Source organism: Rhizobium sp. NPDC092011, from assembly GCF_044756305.1.
In the GTDB taxonomy this organism is placed as follows: Bacteria; Pseudomonadota; Alphaproteobacteria; order Rhizobiales; family Rhizobiaceae; genus Rhizobium.
Genome location: NZ_JBIVSO010000002.1, coordinates 942,446 through 964,809 on the forward strand (window position 1 = coordinate 942,446; position 22,364 = coordinate 964,809).

General features: G+C 60.8%; 16 protein-coding genes. 11 read left to right on the forward strand and 5 right to left on the reverse strand.

The annotated features are described in order from the left end of the window. Positions 1–3 precede the first annotated feature (3 nt). The 6 genes from ACIQJ2_RS12940 to ACIQJ2_RS12965 all read left to right on the forward strand — a co-directional run bounded on the left by ACIQJ2_RS12940 (position 4) and on the right by ACIQJ2_RS12965 (position 7,314). Positions 4–1,095 carry an ABC transporter ATP-binding protein gene (locus tag ACIQJ2_RS12940; protein WP_400669169.1) on the forward strand — a complete coding sequence of 364 codons (1,092 nt, stop codon included), beginning with the start codon at positions 4–6 and terminating at the stop codon, positions 1,093–1,095. 56 nt (positions 1,096–1,151) lie between these two features. Further along, complete coding sequence (locus ACIQJ2_RS12945) at positions 1,152–3,617, forward strand: glycosyl hydrolase 2 galactose-binding domain-containing protein (protein WP_400669171.1); 2,466 nt, start codon at positions 1,152–1,154, stop codon at positions 3,615–3,617. Between the two features lie 105 nt (positions 3,618–3,722). Then, positions 3,723–4,484, forward strand: coding sequence for a sugar phosphate isomerase/epimerase family protein (locus ACIQJ2_RS12950; protein ID WP_400669173.1), 762 nt, complete (start codon positions 3,723–3,725; stop codon positions 4,482–4,484). Between the two features lie 11 nt (positions 4,485–4,495). Next, positions 4,496–5,629: a Gfo/Idh/MocA family protein gene (locus ACIQJ2_RS12955; protein WP_400669175.1), complete on the forward strand. Its 1,134-nt coding sequence runs from the start codon at positions 4,496–4,498 to the stop codon at positions 5,627–5,629. 69 nt (positions 5,630–5,698) lie between these two features. Then, the gene (gene mgrA, locus ACIQJ2_RS12960) at positions 5,699–6,730 is read left to right on the forward strand and encodes an L-glyceraldehyde 3-phosphate reductase (protein WP_199149326.1); all 1,032 of its coding nucleotides are present in this window, start codon (positions 5,699–5,701) and stop codon (positions 6,728–6,730) included. Between the two features lie 257 nt (positions 6,731–6,987). Further along, entirely contained in the window at positions 6,988–7,314 is a 327-nt protein-coding gene (locus ACIQJ2_RS12965) for an RcnB family protein (protein WP_400669177.1), read from the forward strand. A 135-nt stretch (positions 7,315–7,449) separates the two neighbouring features. Here the strand turns inward: ACIQJ2_RS12965 and ACIQJ2_RS12970 are convergent, their stop codons facing one another. Then, positions 7,450–14,655: a hypothetical protein gene (locus tag ACIQJ2_RS12970; protein WP_400669180.1), complete on the reverse strand. Its 7,206-nt coding sequence runs from the start codon at positions 14,653–14,655 to the stop codon at positions 7,450–7,452. Between the two features lie 494 nt (positions 14,656–15,149). Here ACIQJ2_RS12970 and ACIQJ2_RS12975 point away from each other — a divergent pair, with 494 nt between their 5' ends. Together ACIQJ2_RS12975 and ACIQJ2_RS12980 are read left to right on the forward strand one after the other, a co-directional pair. After that, positions 15,150–15,518 (forward strand): Hpt domain-containing protein, encoded by a 369-nt coding sequence (locus ACIQJ2_RS12975; RefSeq protein WP_400669182.1) that lies wholly within the window; start codon positions 15,150–15,152, stop codon positions 15,516–15,518. Positions 15,519–15,666: 148 nt separating this feature from the next. Then, entirely contained in the window at positions 15,667–15,987 is a 321-nt protein-coding gene (locus tag ACIQJ2_RS12980) for a 2Fe-2S iron-sulfur cluster-binding protein (RefSeq protein WP_400669183.1), read from the forward strand. Positions 15,988–16,438: 451 nt separating this feature from the next. On the opposite strand, the gene ACIQJ2_RS12985 is transcribed toward ACIQJ2_RS12980, so the two are convergent. Then, complete coding sequence (locus ACIQJ2_RS12985) at positions 16,439–17,059, reverse strand: DUF922 domain-containing Zn-dependent protease (RefSeq protein WP_400669609.1); 621 nt, start codon at positions 17,057–17,059, stop codon at positions 16,439–16,441. A 104-nt stretch (positions 17,060–17,163) separates the two neighbouring features. Between ACIQJ2_RS12985 and folP the strand changes: the two genes are divergently transcribed. From folP to folK, 3 genes are all read left to right on the forward strand, one after another. After that, positions 17,164–18,021 carry a dihydropteroate synthase gene (folP, locus tag ACIQJ2_RS12990; protein ID WP_400669185.1) on the forward strand — a complete coding sequence of 286 codons (858 nt, stop codon included), beginning with the start codon at positions 17,164–17,166 and terminating at the stop codon, positions 18,019–18,021. 64 nt (positions 18,022–18,085) lie between these two features. After that, complete coding sequence (folB, locus tag ACIQJ2_RS12995; RefSeq protein WP_199151522.1) at positions 18,086–18,457, forward strand: dihydroneopterin aldolase; 372 nt, start codon at positions 18,086–18,088, stop codon at positions 18,455–18,457. Further along, a complete protein-coding gene (gene folK, locus ACIQJ2_RS13000; RefSeq protein ID WP_400669612.1) occupies positions 18,450–18,968 on the forward strand; it encodes a 2-amino-4-hydroxy-6-hydroxymethyldihydropteridine diphosphokinase in 519 nt (172 codons plus the stop codon). Before folB ends, folK begins: the two co-directional genes overlap by 8 nt. 66 nt (positions 18,969–19,034) lie before the next feature. On the opposite strand, the gene ACIQJ2_RS13005 is transcribed toward folK, so the two are convergent. The 3 genes from ACIQJ2_RS13005 to ACIQJ2_RS13015 all read right to left on the reverse strand — a co-directional run bounded on the left by ACIQJ2_RS13005 (position 19,035) and on the right by ACIQJ2_RS13015 (position 22,248). Continuing rightward, complete coding sequence (locus ACIQJ2_RS13005; protein ID WP_199151524.1) at positions 19,035–19,586, reverse strand: hypothetical protein; 552 nt, start codon at positions 19,584–19,586, stop codon at positions 19,035–19,037. A gap of 104 nt (positions 19,587–19,690) precedes the next feature. Continuing rightward, positions 19,691–20,776: a YcjF family protein gene (locus ACIQJ2_RS13010; protein WP_400669189.1), complete on the reverse strand. Its 1,086-nt coding sequence runs from the start codon at positions 20,774–20,776 to the stop codon at positions 19,691–19,693. Beyond that, positions 20,773–22,248, reverse strand: coding sequence for a YcjX family protein (locus ACIQJ2_RS13015; protein WP_199151526.1), 1,476 nt, complete (start codon positions 22,246–22,248; stop codon positions 20,773–20,775). The genes ACIQJ2_RS13010 and ACIQJ2_RS13015 overlap by 4 nt, the downstream gene beginning before the upstream one ends. Positions 22,249–22,364: the final 116 nt, after the last annotated feature.

A 22,364-nucleotide genomic window follows, 5' to 3' on the forward strand; every position in this document is an offset into this window, starting at 1 on the left:
TCCATGAACAGCAGCGTTTCCATCAAAGACCTTTCGCTGAATTTCGGTGCGGTCAACGTTCTGAAAAATCTCAATCTCGAGATCAATGACGGCGAATTCCTCGTACTCCTCGGCTCGTCCGGCTGCGGCAAGTCGACCTTGCTCAACTGCATCGCCGGTCTGCTCGATATCAGCGAGGGGCAGATCTTCATCAAGGACAGGAACGTCACCTGGGAAGAGCCGAAGGATCGCGGCATCGGCATGGTGTTCCAGTCCTATGCGCTCTATCCGCAGATGTCGGTGGAGAAGAACCTGTCCTTCGGCCTGCGCGTCGCCAAGGTGCCGCAGGACGAAATCAAGAAGCGCATCGCCCGTGCGGCCGAGATCCTGCAGATCGAGCCGCTCCTGAAGCGCAAGCCGGCCGAGCTTTCGGGCGGCCAGCGCCAGCGTGTCGCGATCGGCCGTGCACTGGTGCGCGATGTCGACGTCTTCCTCTTCGATGAGCCCTTGTCGAACCTCGATGCGAAGCTACGTTCCGAGTTGCGCGTGGAAATCAAGCGGCTGCATCAGTCGCTGAAGAACACGATGATCTACGTCACCCACGATCAGATCGAGGCTCTGACGCTCGCCGACCGCATCGCCATCATGAAAAACGGCGTCATCATGCAGCTCGATGATCCCACGACGATCTACAACGAGCCGCGCAATCTCTTCGTTGCCGGTTTCATCGGATCGCCTTCGATGAACTTCCTGAAGGGTGAATTGGTGAACCGCGAAGGGAAGGTCGTGTTTACGACCAATGACGTGCTGTTCTCGCTCGATGGCTACAAGGCTGGCGAGGCTCTTCAATCGGGTCGGAAGGTCGTTCTGGGCGTCCGCCCCGAGCACATCAAGGTCAATGAGGAGGCGGCGTCTGGTGCGGAAATCCATCATGCCACGGTCGACATCGAGGAGCCGATGGGCGCCGATAATCTGCTTTGGCTCAAACATGCCGGGCATACCATGTCGGTGCGCGTCAATGGTGCCCGGAGATTTGGCCCCGGTTCGGCCGTTAAGCTCGGCTTTGACATGTCTCTCGCATCGCTCTTTGATGCGCAGACAGAACTCAGAATTTGATCCATACACGGAGGCGGTCTGACCGCCTCCATCTCACAGCGGTCCGGGGAGGTCCGATGTCGTCTTCGCTCAATGACAATTTCACCGTCGATCTGGCCGGGGCTTGGAGGCTGACGTCTCCCCACAGCGACCATTCGCTTTTCATGTCTCTGCCTGGTGATGTGCACACGGCTCTCAATGCGGAAGGGCTTATTCCCGATCCGTACTTCGGGCGCAACGAAGAGGTCGTGCAGTGGGTTGGCAAGCAGGACTGGGAGCTGACGCGCCACTTCACTCTCGATGATGCCGGCGGCGACTGGTATCTCGACATCGATTATCTCGATACGGTGGCTAGCGTCTTCGTCAACGATACGCTTGTGCTTGAGGGCAACAACTGCTTCCAGCGCTACCGTCCGGATGTTTCGAAGGCGTTGAAGACGGGCGAAAACACCATTCGCATCGTGCTGCATTCGAGCATTTCGGCCGGCGCCGACCTTCAGGACAAACAGCCTTTCTATATTCCATACAGCACCGGCAATTCGCCCATCCCGAACGGCAACATGCTGCGCAAGCCGCAATGCCATTTCGGCTGGGATTGGAACATCGCGATCGCGCCGCTCGGCCTCTATGGCACCATTGCGCTGAAGAAGCTCGAAATCGCGCGCATCGAGAATGTCGTCACCCAGCAGATCCACAACGACGACGGCTCGGTCGATCTCAAGGTGACGGTGGCGCTATTCGCCAAGGGAACGGGTATCGCGCAGCTCTATTTCTCGCTCGACGACGAGCGGGTGCGTCTCGATGTCGGCGTCAATGCCGGTGAAACCTCGATCACCCATTTCATCCATATCGACAAGCCCAGGCTCTGGTGGCCGGCCGGCAATGGCGAGCAGGCGCTTTATGCCCTGTCTGTGGAAACCAATTTCGAAACCGTCACCCGACAGATCGGTCTGCGCACGGTCGAGTTGATTACCACGGAAGATGAAGCGGGTAGTCGTTTTGCCTTGAAGGTCAATGGTCGCGAGATTTTTGCGCGCGGCGCCAACTGGATTCCGGCCGACGCGTTGTTCTCGCGCTCCAAGCCGGAGCTGACCGAAGATCTGCTGCAATCGGCCGCGGACGCCAATATGAACGTCATTCGCGTTTGGGGCGGCGGCTTCTACGAGCATGATTGGTTCTACGACACTTGCGATCGTCTGGGGTTGATGGTCTGGCAGGACTTCATGTTCGCTTGCAACCTCTATCCCTCGACTGGCGATTTCCTGGAGAATGTCGAGGCGGAGGTGGGCTATCAGGTCCGCCGGCTGGCAACCCATCCATCGATCGTGCTCTGGTGCGGGGACAATGAGCTGGTGGGTGCACTCACCTGGTTCGAGGAGTCCCGCAAAGATCGAGATCGCTATCTCGTTTCCTACGATCGCCTGAACAGGACGATCGAGACGGCGATGAAGAAGGCACTCCCGGATGCGATCTGGTGGCCGTCCAGCCCGGCTTCGGGCTATCTGAATTTCGGCGATGCCTGGCACGCAGACGGCTCGGGCGACATGCATTACTGGTCGGTCTGGCACGAGAACAAGTCCTTCGACAATTATCGCACCGTGCGGCCGCGCTTCTGCTCGGAGTTCGGCTTCCAGTCCTACACCTCGCTGCCCGTCATCAAGACTTATGCCGAGGCGAAGGATATGAACATCGCCTCTCCGGTCATGGAGCTGCACCAAAAGAATGCCGGCGGCAACGAGCGCATTGCCGGCACGATGTTCCGCTACTTCCGTTTTCCGAAGGATTTCCCGAATTTTGTCTATCTGAGCCAGGTCCAACAGGGCCTCGCGATCAAGACGGCGGTGGAGTATTGGCGGTCGCTGAAGCCGCATTGCATGGGCACGATCTATTGGCAGCTCAACGACACCTGGCCGGTGGCATCGTGGTCGAGTCTCGATTACGGCGGCCGATGGAAGGTGATGCATTATCTCGTGCGACGCTTCTTCCAGCCTGTGTCCGTTGCGGCAATTCCGTCTGAAGACAACAAGACGATCCGCTTCTCCTTGGTCAACGACACCAATGCGGATGTCACGGCCGATATCTCCGTCTCGCTGTTGAAGCTCAACGGCGAGCGGGTGCCGCTTAGCACGGCGCACGCCATCTGCACGCCGGATGCGGCCGTTACCGCATTGTCGATCGACGCGGACCAGGTGCCAGCCGATTGCCTGCTGGCGTGGCGTTTCACCGCATCGAATGGAATGGGCGGTGAGGGGCACTATGTGCATGGTACCTACAAGGCTCTGGAGCTTCAGCCCGCCGGTCTGACGGTGCTGAGGGAGGAGAAGGAAGAGAATGGGACGGTGGAGCTTACCGTCACCGCAAAGGGACTTGCGCTGTTCGTGATGATCGAGAGCGAAATCGAGGGACGTTATTCCGACAACGCCTTCGATCTTGCCGCCGGCGAGAGCCGCCGCATCGTCTTCACGCCGGCCAAACCCATTGCAGGTGGCGTCCCTGCATTCCGCATCTACGATTTGCAATCCAGTCAGTCGGTGGACAGCTAGCTGGCGGCCATCCTGCTGATGGATTGAACTATCGCGCCGCATCGGCGGCGCTTTCGGGGCGAAAAGCCCAAGACAGACGGCCGGGAGGCCATTGGAGGAGTATCGATGACGAAACTTGGATTTCAGCTTTATAGCGCTCGCAATTTCCAGCCCTATTCGGAGATCTTCGTAAAGCTCGGCAAGGCGGGCTATGCCGAAGTCGAGGGCTTCGGCGGCATCTATGCCGATCTCGACGAGACGGGCCTCAAGAACTTGCGCGCCGAACTCGACAAGAACGGCCTGCGGATGGCAAGCGGCCATTTCAGCCCGGATTTCCTCGATGACGACGTGCAGAAGTCGCTGACCATCGGCAAGGTCCTCGGCATGGATTCGATCTATGCACCGCATATCGCTGCCGATCAGCGTCCGACGGATGCGGCCGGCTGGCGCGCTTTCGGCAAGCGTCTGCATGAAATGAGCAAGCCCTACAAGGATGCAGGCTTCGAATTTGGTTGGCACAACCATGACTTCGAATTCGTCAAGCAGGCGGACGGCTCGCTACCGATCGAGCAGATCTTCGAAGCCGCTCCGGATATTTCCTGGGAAGCGGATATCGCCTGGGTCATCCGTGGCGGCGGCGATCCCTTCGCCTGGATCGAAAAGCTCGGTCCGCGCATCACCGCCGTTCATGTCAAGGACATCGCGCCGGCTGGCGAGAACAAGAACGAGGATGGTTGGGCCGATGTCGGCCATGGCACGGTTCCATGGGCAAAGCTGCTCAAGGCGCTGGCCGGCACCAAGGCCAAGCACTTCGTCGTCGAACATGACAATCCGAGCGATGTCGATCGCCTGATCACGCGCTCCATCGCATCCTTCAAGAGCTTTTGAGGCACTTCCACATGACTAAGGAACTTGGCGTCGGCATCATCGGATGCGGCAACATCTCAACCACCTACTTCTCGCTCTCGCCGCTCTTCAAGGGGCTGAAGGTGCTGGCCTGCGCGGATATCAACATGGAAGCGGCGCGGGCGCGCGCCGAGGAATACAAGGTCAAGGCCCAGACCATCGACGAGCTGCTCGGCAATGACGAGCTCGACGTCATCGTCAACCTGACCATCCCGGATGCGCATTTCCCGGTTTCGAAGCGCATCCTCGAAGCAGGCAAGCACGTCTACTCCGAAAAGCCGCTGGTGCTGACGCTGGAGCAGGGCGAGGAGCTGCGCCGTATCGCCAAAGAAAAGGGGCTGGCCGTTGGCTGCGCTCCCGATACTTTCCTCGGCGGTGCGCATCAGCTTGCCCGCAAGTTCATTGATGACGGCGGCATTGGCCGCATCACCTCTGGTTCTTGCCATGTGATGAGCCCGGGCATGGAGATGTGGCATCCGAACCCGGACTTCTTCTTCCTGCCCGGCGGCGGCCCGATCCTCGATCTCGGCCCCTATTACGTCGCCAACCTGATCAACCTGATCGGTCCGGTGAAGCGCGTGGGTGCTATGACCTCCATGGCATCGCCGACCCGCACCATCACCAGCCAGCCGCGCAACGGCGAGATCATTCCGGTGAAAACGCCGACGACGATCCAGGCTCTGCTTGAGTTCGTCAGCGGCGCCAGGATCACGCTGACGGCAAGCTGGGATGTCTGGTCGCATCGCCATGCCAATATGGAGCTTTACGGCACAGAGGGCTCGCTCTACGTGCCCGATCCGAACTTTTTCGGCGGCACCGTTGAGGCGAGCGGCCGTGACAAGGACATCAAGCCGCTGGAAAACTGGGCGCATCCGTTCGGCATCGCCAATCAGGAAAGCCCGAGCGGCCCGCGTGCCAACTACCGCACCGCCGGCCTTGCCGACATGGCGGCATCGTTGATCGACGGCCGCGATGCGCGCTGCTCGCTCGACCGTACCCTGCACGGCGTCGACGTCATGACCTCGATCCTGAAGTCCGGCGAAGAGGGTCGTTTCATCGATCTGACGACGACCTGCACGCAGCCTGCGGCTCTGGGCATCGAAGAGGCACAAGCGCTCTTGAAGTAAGCGCAATAAAAGCTAGTTTGCGCGCGGGTGAGCAACCCGCGCGTTTTTTCATCTCGAAGGAATTTCACCATGGCCTGGCAACCGGCATCCGATCGCTATTCGAAAATGAAGTACAACAGAACCGGCCGTTCCGGTCTGAAGCTGCCGGCCGTGTCGCTGGGGCTTTGGCATAATTTCGGCGGCGACACGCCGCATGATCGCAAGGTCGACATGTGCCGCACGGCCTTCGATCTCGGCATCACCCACTTCGATCTCGCCAACAATTACGGCCCGCCTCCCGGCAGCGCCGAGACCGCCTTTGGCGAGATCATGCGCACCGAGTTCGCCGGCCTGCGCGACGAGCTCATCATCTCCTCCAAGGCAGGCTACGACATGTGGCCGGGTCCCTATGGCGAATGGGGCAGCCGCAAGTATCTGATCGCCTCCTGCGACCAGAGCCTGAAGCGCATGGGCCTAGACTATGTCGACATCTTCTATTCGCACCGCTTCGATCCCGACACCCCGCTTGAGGAAACCTGCGGCGCGCTCGATCATATCGTCCGTTCGGGCCGGGCGCTCTATGTCGGCATTTCCTCCTACAACTCGCAGCGCACGCGTGAGGCTGCCGCCATCCTCAAGGACCTCGGCACACCATGCCTGATCCATCAGCCCAGCTATTCCATGCTCAATCGCTGGGTCGAGGATGACGGTCTGGTGGATACGCTCGAAGATCTCGGTATCGGCTCCATCGTCTTCTCGCCGCTGGCGCAGGGGATGCTCACGACGAAGTATCTCGGCGGCATTCCGGACGACAGCCGTGCAGCCCAGAACCACTTCCTGAAGCGCGACTTCATCCGCCCGTCGATCATCGACAATATAAGAAAGCTCAACGAGATTGCGGAGAAGCGTGGCCAGACGCTGGCGCAGATGGCTATCGCCTGGGTTCTGCGCGGCAACCGCATCACCTCCGCCCTGATCGGCGCCAGCCGTTCGTCACAGATCGTCGATTGCGTCAAGGCGCTCGACAATCTCGAATTCACGGCCGAAGAGCTGAAGCAGATCGACGTCTATGCCAAGGAGGCTGACGTCAATCTCTGGGCCGAGTCGGCCGAACGGGACTGATTATCTGAGACGCCCGGAACCATGTTCCGGGCGTTTCTCATTGCATCGACGCTGCCATTGCATCGACGCGCGAGAGCTTCTCGTTCATGCGTTTTCGGCAGCGGTCGGTCTGACGCTCGACGACGATCGCGTTGCGCTATAGCGCTGATTGCAAAAGATTGCTCCTCTCCATTACGCAATTGTAATTCGACTGTCAGATTTGTTTCATGTCTGTCACCATAAGTTCGCGCGCAGATTCTGAAATGAGGAAACAACCAATGAAAAAAATCTTCACCGTCCTTCTTACGGCATCCGCCCTGGCGATGCCGTTGGCTGCGACAGCGCAAGTCAAGCCGGCGCCGGTCGGCAAGCAGGTCGTCGTCGAAAAGGAGGTCGTGAGGAAGAAGGTCGTGGTTCGCAAGGGCGGTTGGGTGAAGGGGCGGCGCTTGTCGGCTTCCGACCGGCGTCGCGCGGCTGAAATCGACTATCGCACCTTCCAGCTGTCCACGCCTCCGCGTGGCTATCATTGGGTCCGTATCAAGAATGATTTCCTGCTCGTCGGCATTACGAGCGGCCTGATCTCCAAAGTGCAAGAAGCGCGATAGTTGGGAGCGATCATCGACTGACACAGCGAGGGCGACCTTAGGGGCGCCCTTTTTCACGCGACCAAATCGAAGCGTCCAGAATCAAAATCCCCGGCACATGGCCGGGGATTTTCAATGTTCGCGTTTGCCTCGATCTCAGCTCAAGCGGCCTGCCGCATGCGCCAGCATGGTGTAGACCTTGCCGGTATCCGAGGTGAGATAGGATTGCGTGACGGTGCGATCGCGATCTGTACGAGCAACGTCGGCGAGCAGCTTTTCGAAATCGGCGATGTAACGATCGACGGCGGTACGGAATTCCGGTTCGCGATCATACTTACGCTTGATGTCGTCGAAGGTCTGCTGACCCTTCAGCGTGTAGAGACGGCGGGTGAACACGTCGCGTTCGCCGCGCTGGTAACGGCGCCACAGATCGACCGAGGCGTCGTGATCGATAGCGCGAGCGATATCGACCGACAGCGAGTTCAGGGATTCGACGACGTGACGCGGATTGCGGGCCACTGGCGCGGCTGCCTGTTCCGTCTGCGCGCGCGGCGCGGCCTGGCGTGCCGGCGGCAGATCTGCGTTCTCGTCGCGAGAGGCGCCGCGCAGCAGGTCGCTGATCCAGCCGCCTCCGGCTACCGTTTCCTGACGGGCAGGAGCGGGCGTTTCAACAGGACGCTGCGGCTGGACGGCCGGGCGTTCAGCCGGGATGGAACCGCGCAGACCGAGCGTTTCGATCGAAGGCTGCTGCGGCCGGGGCGCCGGCTGCTGAGCGCTTTGCTGGGGTGCAGGCTGCTGCGGAGCAGGTTGCTGCGGCTTTGGAGCCGGAGCAGCTGCCACCGGCGCTGGAGCGGCTGCGGACGGGGCAGGTGCCGCAGGCTGCGGACGCGGGGCCGGCTGTGCATTTGCCAATGCGCGTGCTGCGGGTTCGGAGATTTCCAGCTGCTGCGTCGAGCGGCCGACGATCTGCGAGATATCCTGCAGGGCCTTGATCTGCTCCGCCACGGCGCGACGCATGGCGGCAGCGCTTTCCTTGGCTTCTTCAGGCAGATCGAATGCGCCGCGCTTCAGCTCGCTGCGGGTCATGTCGAGTTCGCGGCGGATATCGCCAGCCGAACGACGGATCTCGTCGGTGGCGCCGGCGAAGCGGCCGATGGCATCATCAACGGCCACACGCAGGGTTTCGCGCAGCTGCTCGGCTGCACCGTCGGAGGTCTTGCCGGCTTCGGCAAACATCCGCTCGACTTCCGAGAGCGAGGACGTCAGGCCGCCGCGCAGACGGTTGGTGAGATCGTTGGAACGGCGCTCGGCATTGGCGAAGGTGCTCTCCAGCGCCTGGCCCGCTTCCTCGCCAGCCTTCTGAAGTGAACCGCGCATATTTTCCGCGGCATCTTCGGCGCGCTTCTCGGCGTCTGAGAGAACGCGGCCGATATCGGCGAAGGAGGACTGGACGCTCTGGCGCAGATTGCCGGTGACCTGGTTGGAGCGCTGTTCGGCGCGGTCGAAGGCGGTTTCCACCATGGAGCCGAGGGCGCGCATGGTGTTCTCGATCTCTTCCGAGCGCTGGACGAGGCCGACAGCCAGGTTCTGCAGTGCCGTTTCGCGCTCTTCCAGCGTCGATACGAGGTTCGACTGCGCTGCACCCAGGAGCTGGGAGGCCTGTGTCAGCACCTTGGAGTGATCGTCGAAGCGGCCGACGATGCTACCGACCTGCGACAGGGTCTGGCCGGTGATTTCCGACAGCTTGTCGACCTTGCCTTCGAGGAGACGGCTGGAGGCCGAAACCATTTCGCCGGCCTTCGCGGCAGAGTCGGCGAAACGTGCCGATGTCGCACTGAGGCGATCGTCGACGCTTGCGAACTCGGCTGCGGCGTTGGAGAGCAGGCCGGTGATCGCGGAGTTGTTTTCCGCAAGACGGGCGATGATGCCGTTGACGCTTGCGAGCAGGTTATTTTCCAGCGCGCTGACGGTGCCGACAGCATGTTCGGTACGCGATGCGATAGCGTTGATCAGAGCGGCGTTTTCGGCGCGCAGGCGCTCCGTGCTTTCCTGTGCTGCCGCCGTAATGAGGGCGGCTGCTTCCTGGCCGGTTGCCGCATAGCGGTCGACGATCGGGCGAGCCTTCTCGTCGATGAGGCGCGACAGTTCTGTGGAGCGTCCGGCCAGCATCGAGTTCAGCTCGCGGGTGCGCTCGTCGAGCGAGGTGCGGATCGAGGAGCCACGAGCTTCCAATGCCTTGTCGACGTCGGCGAGGGTGGCGTCGATTTCGCGGGCACGGTCTTCCAGCGAGGTGCGGATGGCCGTTGTACGCTCTTCGAGGGCACGCTCGACCTGAGACATGGTGGACGCGATTTGCTCGCTGCCGCCTGCAAGGGTGTTGCGGATGGCTGTGCCGCGGGCTTCCAGCGACTGTTCGGCCGAGGAGAGGGCCTGCGAGATCGTGTTGACCTGGTTGCTGACGAGGCCTTCGGCTTCGGCGACCTTGTTGACGATCGCATTGCCGGCTTCGGAGAAGGTCTGTGCGACGGCGGCTGCCTGGCTCGCCAGGCGGTTCTGCGTTTCCGAGACGCGGCTCACGAGGTCGTCGGAACGTTCGGTCATGGCACGCGTGAAGGCATCGCTGTGGGTGCCGAGGTTTTCGGCAAACTGCTGGCCGGTATTGGCAAGCAGATCGGCCGTGCGGGTTGCCTCGCTGTCCATGCCCTGAGCCGCATCGGCGACGGCGGTGCGCAGCGTGGTTGCGAGATTAGCTGCCTTGCCTTCGATGGTGCGGTTGACCGCTTCGAGGCCGAGATTGAGGGCGCGATCCATGGTGGTCAGGCGCTCTTCGATCCGGGCGGCAGCCTCGTTGCCGCTATTGTCGATCCTGGCCGAACCGGTCGCCAGCGTATCCGAGAGGCGGTTGCCTGCGGCGTCGACCTGAGCGGTGACACCGGACACTCCCTCATGGATGCGGTTTTCAAGGGCCGACAAGCTTGCCTCGACGCGCGAACCGGTTTCCGCAAAGCGGCTGTTCATGCCGTCGATCGACTGATTGAGGTTGGACGAGAAGGTTTCGGCGGAGCGAGCGATGTCGCCAGCTGCCTGCTGAATGCGGCCGGCGATATCGCCTGCACCGCTGTTCAGGCGTTCTTCCAATGCCCTTGCGCTCATGTCGATGGTTTGGCGCAAAGACGCCTCACGGTCTTCGAGCGACATTTCGAGCATGCTGGCGCTGGTGGCGATCGACGTGCCGATGTTGGTGGTCTGCTCAAGCAGCGTATTGTCGATCTGAGCGTGGGCGTCGCGAAGCGTCAGGCTGATGGCGTTGCTGCGATCCTCGAGAGTGGAGCGCATGCGCTCGTAGGCCGAGGCAAGATTCTGGTCCATTTCGGACAGACCGGTGCCAAGCGTATTTTCGAGCTGGCGCGTCGTGCTGCCGAGCACATTTTCCATCCGATCGGCATTGCTGCCGAGCAATCCTGACAGGGATTCAGTGTGTGCCGCAAGCGAGCGATCGAGGCGATCCTGATTTTCCGTGTAAGCAGCGCGAATGGCATCCGCCTTGTCGCCAAAAGCGCCTGCCACGCGGGATTCCGCGCCGGAGACACTGTCGAGAAGGGCGTTGGCGCGCGACTCCAGGGCGCTTTCGAAACGGTTCTGGTTTTCGGCAAGCGAGATCGCGAAGGCCATGCTCTTGTCATCAAGAGTGTTGGTCAGCGCGTCGTGGCCGCTGGTTACGGTATGAGCAATCGCACGGGCACTGTTCGAGAGGGTTTCCTCAAGCTTTGCCTGATTTTCCGAGAGCGAAATTGCCAACGCCATCGTTCTGTCGTCGAGGCTGTTGACGATCTTGTCATGAGTACCGGCCACCGTGCTGGACAGCGCATCCAGGCGGCTCGAAAGGGTATCTTCGAGGCGCGACTGGGTGTCGGAGAGCGAGATGGCAAGTGCCATCGCCTTGTCGTCCAGGGCGTCGGCTAGTGCCGCGTGGTTATTCGTGAATGCGCTGGCGATGGCGTCCGCGCGATTGGCAAGCGTTGCCTCGAGGCGGGACTGGCCGTTCGTCAGAACGTCGGACAAGGCTCTCGTCTTGCCGTCCAACGTATCGGCGACACGGTCGGCATGGCCGGAAACGGTGTCCTCGAGGCGAGCCTGGGTTTCGGAGAGAGCAATGGCAAGCGCCATCGTCTTGTCGTCCAAGGTATTCGTAACGCTTTCGGCGTGACCGGAGACGGTGCTTTCCAGGCGAGCCTGGCTCTCGGCCAGTGCGACGGCCAATGCCATCGTCCTGTCATCCAGCGCGTCGGCCAAAGCGGCGTGATTGCCGGCAAATGCCCTGATGATCTCTTCGGCGCGGGTGGAGAGCGTTTCCTCAAGGCGGCTCTGTCCGCTCGTGAGCGCTGCGGCCAGCGCACCGGTCTTGCCGTCCAGCGTGGATGCGACCCGTTCTGCGTGGCCGGAAACGGTTTCTTCCAGTCGAGCCTGGTGCTCCGAGAGCGCGATGGCCAGCGCCATCGTTCTATCGTCGAGCGCGTTGGTTACGCTTTCCGCATGGCCGGAAACGGTATTCTCGAGGCGGGCTTGTCCCTCGGCAAGGGCGCGGGCGAGAGCACCGGTCTTGCCGTCCAGCGTGGATGCGACCCGTTCTGCGTGACCGGAAACGGTTTCTTCCAGTCGGGCCTGGTGCTCCGAGAGCGCAATGGCCAGCGCCATCGTTCTGTCGTCAAGGGCGTTGGTAACGCTTTCCGCATGGCCGGAAACGGTATTCTCGAGGCGGGCTTGTCCCTCGGCAAGGGCGCGGGCGAGTGCGCCGGTCTTGCCATCCAGCGTCTCGCTCACACGTTCGGCATGGCCGGAGACGGTTTCTTCCAGACGAGCCTGGCTCTCGGAGAGCGCGATTGCAAGCGCCATCGTCCTGTCGTCAAGCGCATTGGTGACGCTTTCCGCATGGCCCGAAACGGTGCTTTCCAGACGGGTCTGGCCTTCGGCGAGAGCGCGGGCAATGGCCTTGGTCTTTTCGTCCAGCGTGCCGGCGACCTGCTCGGCATGTCCGGATACGGTATCTTCCAGGCGCGACTGGCTTTCGGAGAGAGCGATGGCAAGCGCCATCGTCTTGTCGTCGAGCGTGTCGGCGATCTTTCCATGCGTATCTGCAAGCACACCGGTGATGGCATCGGCGCGGCTTGCCAGCGTGTTTTCCAGGCGAAGCTGGTTTTCGGCAAGCGAGATGGCCAGCATCGAGGTTCGCTCGTCGAGAGCGGCGGTCAGATGATCGTGAGAACCGCTGACTGCACTGACGATGCCTTCGGAACGTTCGGCCAGCGTCTGCTCGAAGCGCGACTGATTGTCGGCCAGCGCGCCAAACAGCGCGGTGCTGCGAGACGCCATGACGGCATCGATGCGCTCATGGGCGGAGCCCAGAGCCTGCGTGATCTCGCTGGTACGAGACGAGAGCGTGTTGTTGATCTCGGCGGCGCGGCCCGTGAAGGTCGTGGTGAGTTCTTCAGTGCCGCTTTGAAGAGCAGCTGTGACATCCCGGGTCACACCCTGCACAGCATTGGTGAATGTGTTTGCATGTGTCGACAGCGCCGAATGCAATTCGCCCGTGCCGGAGGTGAGGGCGGACGAAATTCCGCTGGTGGCGTTCTGGAGCGCAGAGGTGATTTCTTCGGCTCTGGAGCCGATCGCGCTTTCCAAAACTTCCTGGCCGGTCGCAAGCGTGGTCGCAAGAGCAAAGGACTGGTCCGTGAGGGACGAGCCGAGACGCTCTATGCTCGAGGTCAGGATACCTTCGAGAGCTTCGGAGTTGCTGCCTAGCGACTGATTGATCCGGGCGAGGCTTTCCGAAAGCTTGCTGTCGAGGGTGCCGGCGCGCTTGTCGAAGGCAGAGGTAAATTCGGAAACGCGATCGTCGAAAGTCGTCGAAAGCTGCGCGATCGTCGACTGGAAACGCTCCTCGAAGAAGCCGGAGCGGAGGTCGATGTCCATGATGGCATCGTCTGCCGTCGACTGCAGGCTCTGACGGAAGCTCGCGCCTTTTTCGTCCAGCGACGAGTTGAGCTTGGCAAGGACGTTGTCCAGCGTGCCTGTGATGGAGCGTTCGCCGCCGGTGAGGCTCTCGCTGATTTCCCTGGTGCGGGCAACCAGCGTTTCGTTGAGCTGGCGGGCGCGGTCGTTTAGCGCGTTGTTCAGCTTTTCCGTATTCGCATCAAGCGTGGAGGCACGGGTCTCGAACTGACCGAGCAGCTCCTTGCCGCGCTCACCGAGCGTCGACGACAGGGCATCCATACGGGAATCGAACTCGTTGCTAAGGGCGAGGCCCGAAGCGTTGAGGTTCTGCAGGAGGCTGTCGGTCTTGGCAGAAAGCAGCGTTCCGAGTGCCTGAACGGCGGAATCCGACTTCTCCATCAGCGCTGCGGCGCGCGTATCGATCATCGAGGCGAAAGCTTCGCCCGATGTGGAGAGGCGCACGGCGATCTCTTCGGTCGCGAGCGACAGGTCTTCCTTGATCTGATCATGAACGCCGGCGATCGACGAGCGGATCCGTTCGGCGTGATTGACGATCGCATCGCGCTCGGTGCCCAGTTCGTGAACCAGGCCGCGGACGCGCAGTTCGTTGTCGGCATAGCTGCGTTCGAGTGCGTTGACTTCGGAGTGGACGAGGGTTTCCAGTTCGGTGGCGCGCGCAATGGTACGCTCGATGCCTTCGTTCATCGCCGAGACTTCGCGACGCACGGCCTGTCCCACCGTCATGATGCGTTCCGAGGCGACGGTTTCGGGCTCGACGAGGCGCAGGGCGACCTCAGCCATGGAGCGCGCGGCGTTGCGCATGTCATGCGCCCGCGAAATCATCATGCCGAAAGCGTAGAACAGCAGGACGGGGACGACCACGCCGACGATGCAGGCAATGACGCCGGGAAGGGCGGCGAGATCGGCAATCGAATGGATGTTACGGATCTGCTCGCCATAAAGAAGGAAGGCGAGGCCGGCGCCGCCGATGATCCAGAACAGCGAGAAGATCGTCGCGTTGCGGACAGCATGGCTCTGCGAGCCGCCATCGAGCGCCTTCAGGATACTGGCGGGGCTCGCCCGGTTGCCGTCGTTGGCGGCTGCCAGGTTCGGGCTTTTCGGCGCCTCCGCGGGGCGTGGGGATGCTGTCGGGGCGGCTGCACTGCGTGCGCCGGCGGACTTGCGAGCGGCATCGTCCATGGTCTGCTTGATCGGCTGTTTCGGCGGCTCAGACACTTTTCGCTCCGGGACATCAGGCGCAGGACCGCTGCGAGACTCCAAGTTCTCGTCACTGAAATCGATCTGCAATGCTTCGTCCAATGCCTGAAAGGCCTTGTCCTCGACCGACTCGATGTACTTCTTGTTCGCCATGCGGTTACGCCTCGTTACAAACTCACTCGGGCCTGCCATGTCGTTTCCGGTAATTCCGCCGCGTCCGGAAAGGACGAACCCTGCTTCCCGTGGGGGCCTCCGCTTCCAGTCGAAACCGGCTTTGGATTTCCCATTACATTTCAGAGTGGATAACTGGTTTTTCAAACGGATGTTATGAAAACATTACCATCATCCACTTCTTGGGCAAAGGCATGCGCCATCTACCCAATTTACCAGTATCGTAGTGACACATTCCCCTAGTCATGACAATTAATTCCACCTTAAATACAGTGGATCGTTAGGGTCGCGTTAACCCTCTTTGCACGTTCAACGTCATGAAAACCCGAGATTTTGAGCATGTTTAACGCGCGTTAACCATGTCTCGAGTTTTACGCCCTCAATGTGCCAAAATTTAACTCGATGGCCATCCCCAGGCCGCAAGTATGCGGCAGGTCGCTAAAACAGTCGAAGCTAAAAGACGGGAGCGTTGGCACATGGCAGTATCGAATATCGCATTTGAATCTCCGGATAATTCGCGAGGACCGACCCCGACGCAGGCGAAGGCGATCGATCTCGTTCATCTCGGGAAGCAGACGATGGGCGACAAGGCCCTTGAAGTCGAGGTGTTGCAGATGTTTGCCCGGCAGGCGCGCTCCTGCTTGCAGGAGATCGGCAGCGGCGATGCCAAGCGTGTTCAAGCGGCGTCCCATAAGCTGACGGGTGCGGCAAGCGCAGTGGGTGCCTTTCGTGTCGCTGATGCGGCGGCTGCACTCGAAAGAAATGGAAATGACGCTGCCCAGATGGCGGCCGTCACCACTTCGGTTATCGAGGCCGAGAACTTCATTCTGAAACTCTCACGCTGAACCAATAGGTCGGATTATCGACAAAGTCCTTGCACCGTCGAGCGGATCAGACCGTTTCGGCGGCGCAAATGTTGACTGCCCTGGCGAATTGTTGGAAGTAAAATTCCGGATCGTCTTTCTTCATTCACGAATTTCGGAATTCACTGACATGACCAAACTCACCATCGTCGCCTTCGACGGCACACGCTTCGAACTTGATGTCGACAACGGATCCACCGTAATGGAGAATGCCGTACGCAACTCCGTTCCGGGTATCGAGGCAGAGTGCGGTGGCGCGTGTGCCTGTGCCACCTGTCATGTCTATGTCGACGAGGATTGGACCGAAAAGGTCGGCAGCCCAGAGGCGATGGAAGAAGACATGCTCGACTTCGCCTTCGACGTTCGCCCGAATTCGCGTCTCTCCTGTCAAATCAGGATGAAGAGCGCCTTTGACGGCCTCGTCGTCCACGTACCGGAACGCCAGGCGTAATTTTCTCCGGATCACGCACCGCATGGTGGGTGATCCGTTCGACTTGCCGGATGGAGATATTCGCATCAGCCCCAAAAAGATGCCCCGCTCAGCTGGTGCAGCGAGCGAGGCGAGGCGGGCGCATCACCACAGGCAAGGGAGGAAACACCTATGGCTTCAGGACGCGCCAGGAGAACACTTAGCGCATGCTTTGGAAAATAAACCCCACTGCGCCCTTCAGCGAGAAAACCTGACGGCACAGGCACTCAAAACGTTTCATTCGAGATATAGCCCGGTCTTTGGAATCAGTCGGTGCATCCATCTCTGTGAATGATAGGAAAAACCTATTTCAGATTCTCGTAAAGTTCAAAGAGCGAAAAAACGGGACGATTCACAGATATAGTGGCCGTTTTCACACAGCAGATTGCTTCCCGACGGTCATTTTCATGGAATGCGAGCTCTCGCGAGCGCTTTAGGGGCTGTTCTGCCGGCTGCGATAATAGAGCAATCTCTGCATGCGGCTCTGGAAGTTGATCGCTTCGATGCGATCGAAACGTGCCTGATCGGCATCGTGGAGTTGGGTTTCCCGCTCCGTCACCTCATTGGCCTTTTCCTGAAGTGTGTCGCAATCGGCCGCCGGCCGCAGGGCGAGGATCTGCCGTTCCATCTGTCGAGCGTGCTGACGGGCGATTTCGACGTGCCGGTCCTCGTGGCGACGGATGTCGCCAGCCAATGTGTCCCAGATCATCGAAAGCTGCTTGCCGGCATTGCGCCGGTCGCGCCAGCGCGGAAGAATGATTTCCGTATCGACGGTCACCTTTACATCGGAAATGTAGCAACGGCCATTCGCCTCGCTATAGGTCGCGTTGCCGCCGAAGCGAATCTTCGTGGCGCCGGGGTGATGGCTGCTGGAACCCATCGCCAGCGGTCCACGCTGATTGAGTGCCGCATCGAGTTCATCGGCGGTGCGGCCCTTGATGTCGAAATAGGAAATTGTCTTTCGGGCGACGACTTCGGCCTTGGCCATTTCGGGTAGGCAGAACGCGAGCAGCAGAGCACACGAAACAATGATCTTATGGGATGCAAGCGGCATTCGTGTCGCTACCATGTTGAACTTCTGTGAACCTTGCGGCATAGCCACTGTGAGCGCAATATCAAGCGCAAGGTTTTTTCATTTTCAATGGGATGGGATAGTTCTTGACGGAGCTTCGCAGCCACATATGGCATGTCGCACATGGCCGCAGCATCGAGGTCGGCAAGCAGAGCGTGATCATGGCGATCGTCAACGTGACGCCGGATTCCTTCTCCGACGGCGGGCATTACGAGGCAGTTGACGCGGCGGTTGCACATGCGCTCTCCTGTGTCGAAGACGGAGCCGCCATCATCGACGTCGGCGGCGAATCGACGAAGCCCGGCGCCGATGCCGTCAGCGCCAGTGAGGAGCAGGGCCGGGTGCTGCCCGTCATCGAAGCGCTGCGCAGCAGGACCGAGGCGCTGATCTCGGTCGACACCTATCGCGCCGATACGGCGCGACTGTCGATCGGCGCGGGAGCGCATATCGTCAATGATGTCTTCGGTCTGCAACGAGAGCCGGATATAGCAGCGCTTGCGGCGCAGACGGGAGCGGGATTGTGCATCATGCACACGGGTCGCGATCGCCAGAAGCTGCCCGACGTGATCGATGATCAGCTGCTGTTTCTCAATCGCTCGCTCGATATCGCCGCCGCCGCCGGCGTCGGCAGGCAGCATATCGTGCTCGACCCCGGGTTTGGTTTTGCCAAGGAGAGCGCCGAGGAAAACCTGGAGCTGATGGCGCGGTTCAATGCGCTGCTTCGGTTCGAGCTGCCTCTTCTGGTCGGTACTTCGCGCAAGCGATTTGTCGGTACGATCACCGGGCGTGATGCGGGGGATCGAGATGCGGGGACGGCGGCGACAAGCGCGATATTGCGTTTGCAGGGAGCTGCCCTATTCCGCGTGCATAATGTCGCAATCAACAGAGACGCGCTGGCGGTTGCAGATGCTATCCTCAGGACGCGCGCGAGACTTAAAGCATGATCCCGAAACATGATAGGGAACGGTTTTCGGACGCCGTCGTGCCTGTTCGAAACGGAGGGACGCCATGAGCGCTGTAACATATACTATTACTCTGCAGAATTGCGCATTCTTTGCCCGCCACGGCGTGCATGACGAGGAGGAATTCCTCGGACAGCGTTTCTTTGTCGATGCCGAACTCGACGTCGATGCCGGCGATGCCCTGGAGCGCGATTCGATCGACGATACCGTCAACTACGGCATCGCATTCAGTGTCATCGAGGAGATCGTCACCGGTCGCCGGCGCTATCTGATCGAGGCGCTGGCGCTTGATGTCGCCAAGGAACTGTGCCGGCGTTTTCCCAGCATTCGCCGCGCAAAGATCACTGTGCGCAAGCCCAATGCCCCGGTTCCCGGCGTTCTAGATTACGTACAGGTGAGCGTTGAGCACTTTGCCTGAAGGTACTGCGGTGCGTACGACGCTCGGCTTGGGCGGCAATCTGGACAATCCGGTGCGAGCAATGGCGCTTGCCTTGCGCGCGCTCGATGCGCGTGACGACTGCCAGGTGGTTTCGGTGTCGCGGCTCTACCGCACGCCGCCCTGGGGCAAGACGGATCAGTCCTTCTTCTACAACTCCTGCGCAGCCGTCGATACGACGCTTGCCCCGGAGGAACTTCTCGACGTGTGTCTCGACATAGAGCGTGAGATGAAGCGCGTCCGGATCGAGCGCTGGGGGCCACGGACAATCGATATCGATATCCTGACCTATGGTGCGCTGGAGCAGACGGAGCCGCTGCTGACCATTCCGCATCCGCGGATGACCGAGCGCGGTTTCGTGCTGATGCCGCTTGCGGATTTCGCCGGCGACCTCACCGTGAAGGGGCGCGCTATCAAGGACTGGCTGCGGGACGTCGATATCGAAGGGATCGAGATTGCCGACGAGAGCCAGGATTGGTGGCTTTCCGCCTGAGGTGAGATGAAACAAGAAAGGCCGGCAATTATGCCGGCCTTCGAATATCTGACTATGCGCCCGAATTTACTGGATCGATCCCACAGCAATCGGATCGACATCGGCGCGCTTCAGGGTGACGCCGATGACGGGCACCATCTGTTCGCCGACCTTGACCGAGATCGTAACGTTCATCGACTTGCTGTCGGAAACGCGGGCGATCATGGCGCCATTCAGTTTCTGCCTGATAAGGCCGAGAACCACCGTGCCGTCGTTGACAGTGCCGGAGGTCACATCGAGACCCTTGCCGGCTGCGCCATCGAGGAACTTTCCGGAATAAGAGCCGCCGCTCTGCGTGATCTCCGCCGACATCGGCTGTTGGAAGACGCCGACGCGGCAGGTGCCGTCGAGCTTCACGCCAGCGCTGCTACCATCGAGCGGTTTGCCCGTAAGGCTGCAGGTGAACTTCGTGCCCTTATACTTGCCGGCGACGATTTCGCCGGGACCATTCCACGAGCCGGCGACCGACTGGAAAAATGCCTTGTCGCGGGGGGCCGCTTCGGCAGAATTCACCCAAACCATCGTGGAGAGGGTCGCGGCGGCGAGGCTGCTTGCAAGAAGAAATTGACGCGAAAACATGGACATTCCCTACCGAGGCGGAACCGTAAAACTGGTACTCACTTTTGCCTGAGAATGGTTAATGCTTGGTTTCTTGCGCCCTACGGAGCCGGGATTGCAGGCGTTTACGTTGTGGAACGTCCAGTGACGTTCGGTGTGAGGTCGCCGGCGAAGTCGGCAATGCCGGGCCGTTTGAGCGCCTTGAAGGCGAGCGGCCTGCAGAGATCCATTGCAGCTATTCCGATTCTTGCCGTCATCATGCCGTTGACGACCCCTTCGCCGAGCCGGGCCGAGAGCTTGGATGCCAGGCCATGGCCGATCAGTTGTTGAACGATGCTGTCGCCGACTGCGATCGATCCGGTAACGGCCAGGTGCGCGAGTACATCACGCATCAGCCTGACCATCCCGAGCGTGCCTGGCCTTCCGCCATAGAGTTCCGCCATGGCTCGGACGAGTTTCGCCGCCTCGAAGAGAACATAGAGAATATCGACGAGGGCACGCGGGCTGATGGCTGTCACCACAGAGACGCGCTTTGACGCGCCGAGGATGAGCGCCCTGGCGCGCCGGTCTAGCGGGCCGAGAAGCTCGCGCTCCGCCAGATCGATCAATTGCGGCGCGTCGATGATGTCGTCCTCTGCAGCCTTCAGCGTGGCGCGGCCCCTGGCGGTTTCCGGATTGGCTTCAAGAATGACGCAGAGGCGCTTCACCAATGCCTTGGCCCGTGCCGGTCGCGTCTCCACCACGGCAGCCTCTGCCTCCGCCTTTATGGTTTGTACGGCGGCAAGCCGCATCATGCCTGCCGTTTCCCTGACGACGATGGCGAGTACGGCGAGAATGCCGATCGCAACGACTGCCAGGGCGGTGTAGCCCAGCCAATCGGCGCGACTGAACAGATTGCGGATGAGCTGATCCGTCCAGAGGCCAAAGGCAAGCGAAATGAGAATGCCGAGCGCGCTGAGTGCCACCTTGCCGAAGGAAAAGCCGCGGCGACGAGGCGTGGCCGCGGCGCTGCCGGCAAATGCCGGGTCCAGGGCAGGGTTGATGAAAGGATCTTCCTCGTCCGGCGTAAGCACGATCTCTGTATCGAAGCTCTGGGGCTTGCGGCGCACGGGTTCAGGGCCGGTTTTTGAATTCGTCTCGCTCGGATCGAGCGCGAAGGCTGCCGGGCGGCGGGCGGTCCCGCCGGGTTCGTTTGCGGTCGGCTTCGTCATGCGAGACGGTCTCCGAACAGGAACTGCATGGCGCGATCGAGGCGGATATGCGGCACCGATAGTTTGATGCCGCCATTGGCTTCGTCCAGCTCCGGCGGACGGAAGCGCACGACGTTCACCTCCGGCAAGTGGACCTTCGCTCCATCCGATTCAAGGGCTTCGAACAACCAATGCGGACTAACGGGGAGGTCGCCGGGGAAGACGGCCGTCTTGCGGTTGCCGTCGAACGTCTCGCCGGCAATCGTTTCATTGTCCATAGGCGTGCCGACAATGACCGGAAGCGTCTCTCCGTCGCGCGTGACCGTCGCCTCGCGAGTGGCACGCACGGAGGCTATCGCCATGACTTCGATGCCGGCGCCTGCCATACCGATCCGCTCGATGGCGCGTTCGACCAGGCGGCGGGTCAGCGCCTCCAGCCGGTCGTGGCTCTCGTGATGCAGATGGTCCGCTTTGGTGGCAGCCACCAGCACGCGATCGATGCGTCGGCCAAGCAGCGAGGAAAGCAGTGAATTGTTGCCGGGACGAAAGCAGGCAAGCACGTCCGTCAGCGCGCGCTCGAGATCCTGCACCGCTTCGGGGCCGCGATTGATCGCCTGCAACGCATCCACAAGGACGATCTGGCGGTCGAGACGGGCGAAGTGTTCGCGAAAGAAGGGTTTGACCACCACCGACTTGTAGGCCTCGTAGCGGCGTTCCATCATCGCCCAGAGCGAGCCTTTCGGCGCTGCGCCTTCTGCCGGAAGTTTCAGCGGTGCGAAGGTGAGGGCAGGCGAGCCATCGAGATCGCCAGGCAGCAGGAAGCGGCCGGGCGGCAGCGTCGAAAGCGAACGCTCGTCGGATTTGCAGGCTTTCAGATAATCGGCAAAGGCAGTGGCAAGATCCCGCGCCGCCATTTCATCGGCAGGTGCGGCGATATCAGCCTCTATCGTTGTCGCCAACCAGTGACGCGATAGTTCGGCGCGGATGCCGGTATTCGCCAGGGCGAGGGTTTCCTCGCTGAACGTGCGGAAATCCTTGCCAAGCAGCGGCAGGTCGAGCAGCCATTCGCCGGGATAGTCAACGATGTCGATGGAAAGCCGACCGGGGGAAAACAGCCGGTTCCAGCCGCTGGCGCTTTGATAATCGAGTGTGATGCGCAGTTCGGAGATCGCACGGGTCGAATCGGGCCAGATGCGCTCCTTCACCAGCGCACGGATATGGTCCTCGTATTGAAAGCGCGGCACGGCATCGTCAGGTTGGGGCTCGAGCCGAACGGCGGAAACACGGCCGGATTGCACGGGCTCAAACAGCGGCAGGCGCCCGCCGTTCAGCAGATTGTGTACCAGCGACGAGATGAAGACGGTCTTGCCGGACCGCGACAGGCCGGTCACCCCCAGTCGAATCGTCGGGTTGACCAGCCCAGCGGCGCGGTCCGCGAGATTGTCGAAGGCGATGAGGGCGTCGTCGGTGAAGGAGGTCAGGCTTGGCGGCAAGGCGGGATCCCTGGGTGACAGCGTGACCGTGAATATAGGAAGCAAAGCTTGCGCAGAAAAGATGAGTGGCTAACGATGCTGTGCCGGGTTGGTGTATGGCGGCGTCCCAGCGCCGG

Excerpts from the sequence above, each read along its gene's own strand:
- ACIQJ2_RS12940 (WP_400669169.1), top strand. The coding sequence starts at position 4 with ATGAACAGCAGCGTTTCCATCAAAGACCTTTCGCTGAATTTCGGTGCG.
- ACIQJ2_RS12945 (WP_400669171.1), top strand. The coding sequence starts at position 1,152 with ATGTCGTCTTCGCTCAATGACAATTTCACCGTCGATCTGGCCGGGGCT.
- ACIQJ2_RS12950 (WP_400669173.1), top strand. The coding sequence starts at position 3,723 with ATGACGAAACTTGGATTTCAGCTTTATAGCGCTCGCAATTTCCAGCCC.
- ACIQJ2_RS12955 (WP_400669175.1), top strand. The coding sequence starts at position 4,496 with ATGACTAAGGAACTTGGCGTCGGCATCATCGGATGCGGCAACATCTCA.
- mgrA (WP_199149326.1), top strand. The coding sequence starts at position 5,699 with ATGGCCTGGCAACCGGCATCCGATCGCTATTCGAAAATGAAGTACAAC.
- ACIQJ2_RS12965 (WP_400669177.1), top strand. The coding sequence starts at position 6,988 with ATGAAAAAAATCTTCACCGTCCTTCTTACGGCATCCGCCCTGGCGATG.
- ACIQJ2_RS12970 (WP_400669180.1), bottom strand. The coding sequence starts at position 14,655 with ATGGCGAACAAGAAGTACATCGAGTCGGTCGAGGACAAGGCCTTTCAG.
- ACIQJ2_RS12975 (WP_400669182.1), top strand. The coding sequence starts at position 15,150 with ATGGCAGTATCGAATATCGCATTTGAATCTCCGGATAATTCGCGAGGA.
- ACIQJ2_RS12980 (WP_400669183.1), top strand. The coding sequence starts at position 15,667 with ATGACCAAACTCACCATCGTCGCCTTCGACGGCACACGCTTCGAACTT.
- ACIQJ2_RS12985 (WP_400669609.1), bottom strand. The coding sequence starts at position 17,059 with ATGCCGCTTGCATCCCATAAGATCATTGTTTCGTGTGCTCTGCTGCTC.
- folB (WP_199151522.1), top strand. The coding sequence starts at position 18,086 with ATGAGCGCTGTAACATATACTATTACTCTGCAGAATTGCGCATTCTTT.
- ACIQJ2_RS13005 (WP_199151524.1), bottom strand. The coding sequence starts at position 19,586 with ATGTTTTCGCGTCAATTTCTTCTTGCAAGCAGCCTCGCCGCCGCGACC.
- ACIQJ2_RS13010 (WP_400669189.1), bottom strand. The coding sequence starts at position 20,776 with ATGACGAAGCCGACCGCAAACGAACCCGGCGGGACCGCCCGCCGCCCG.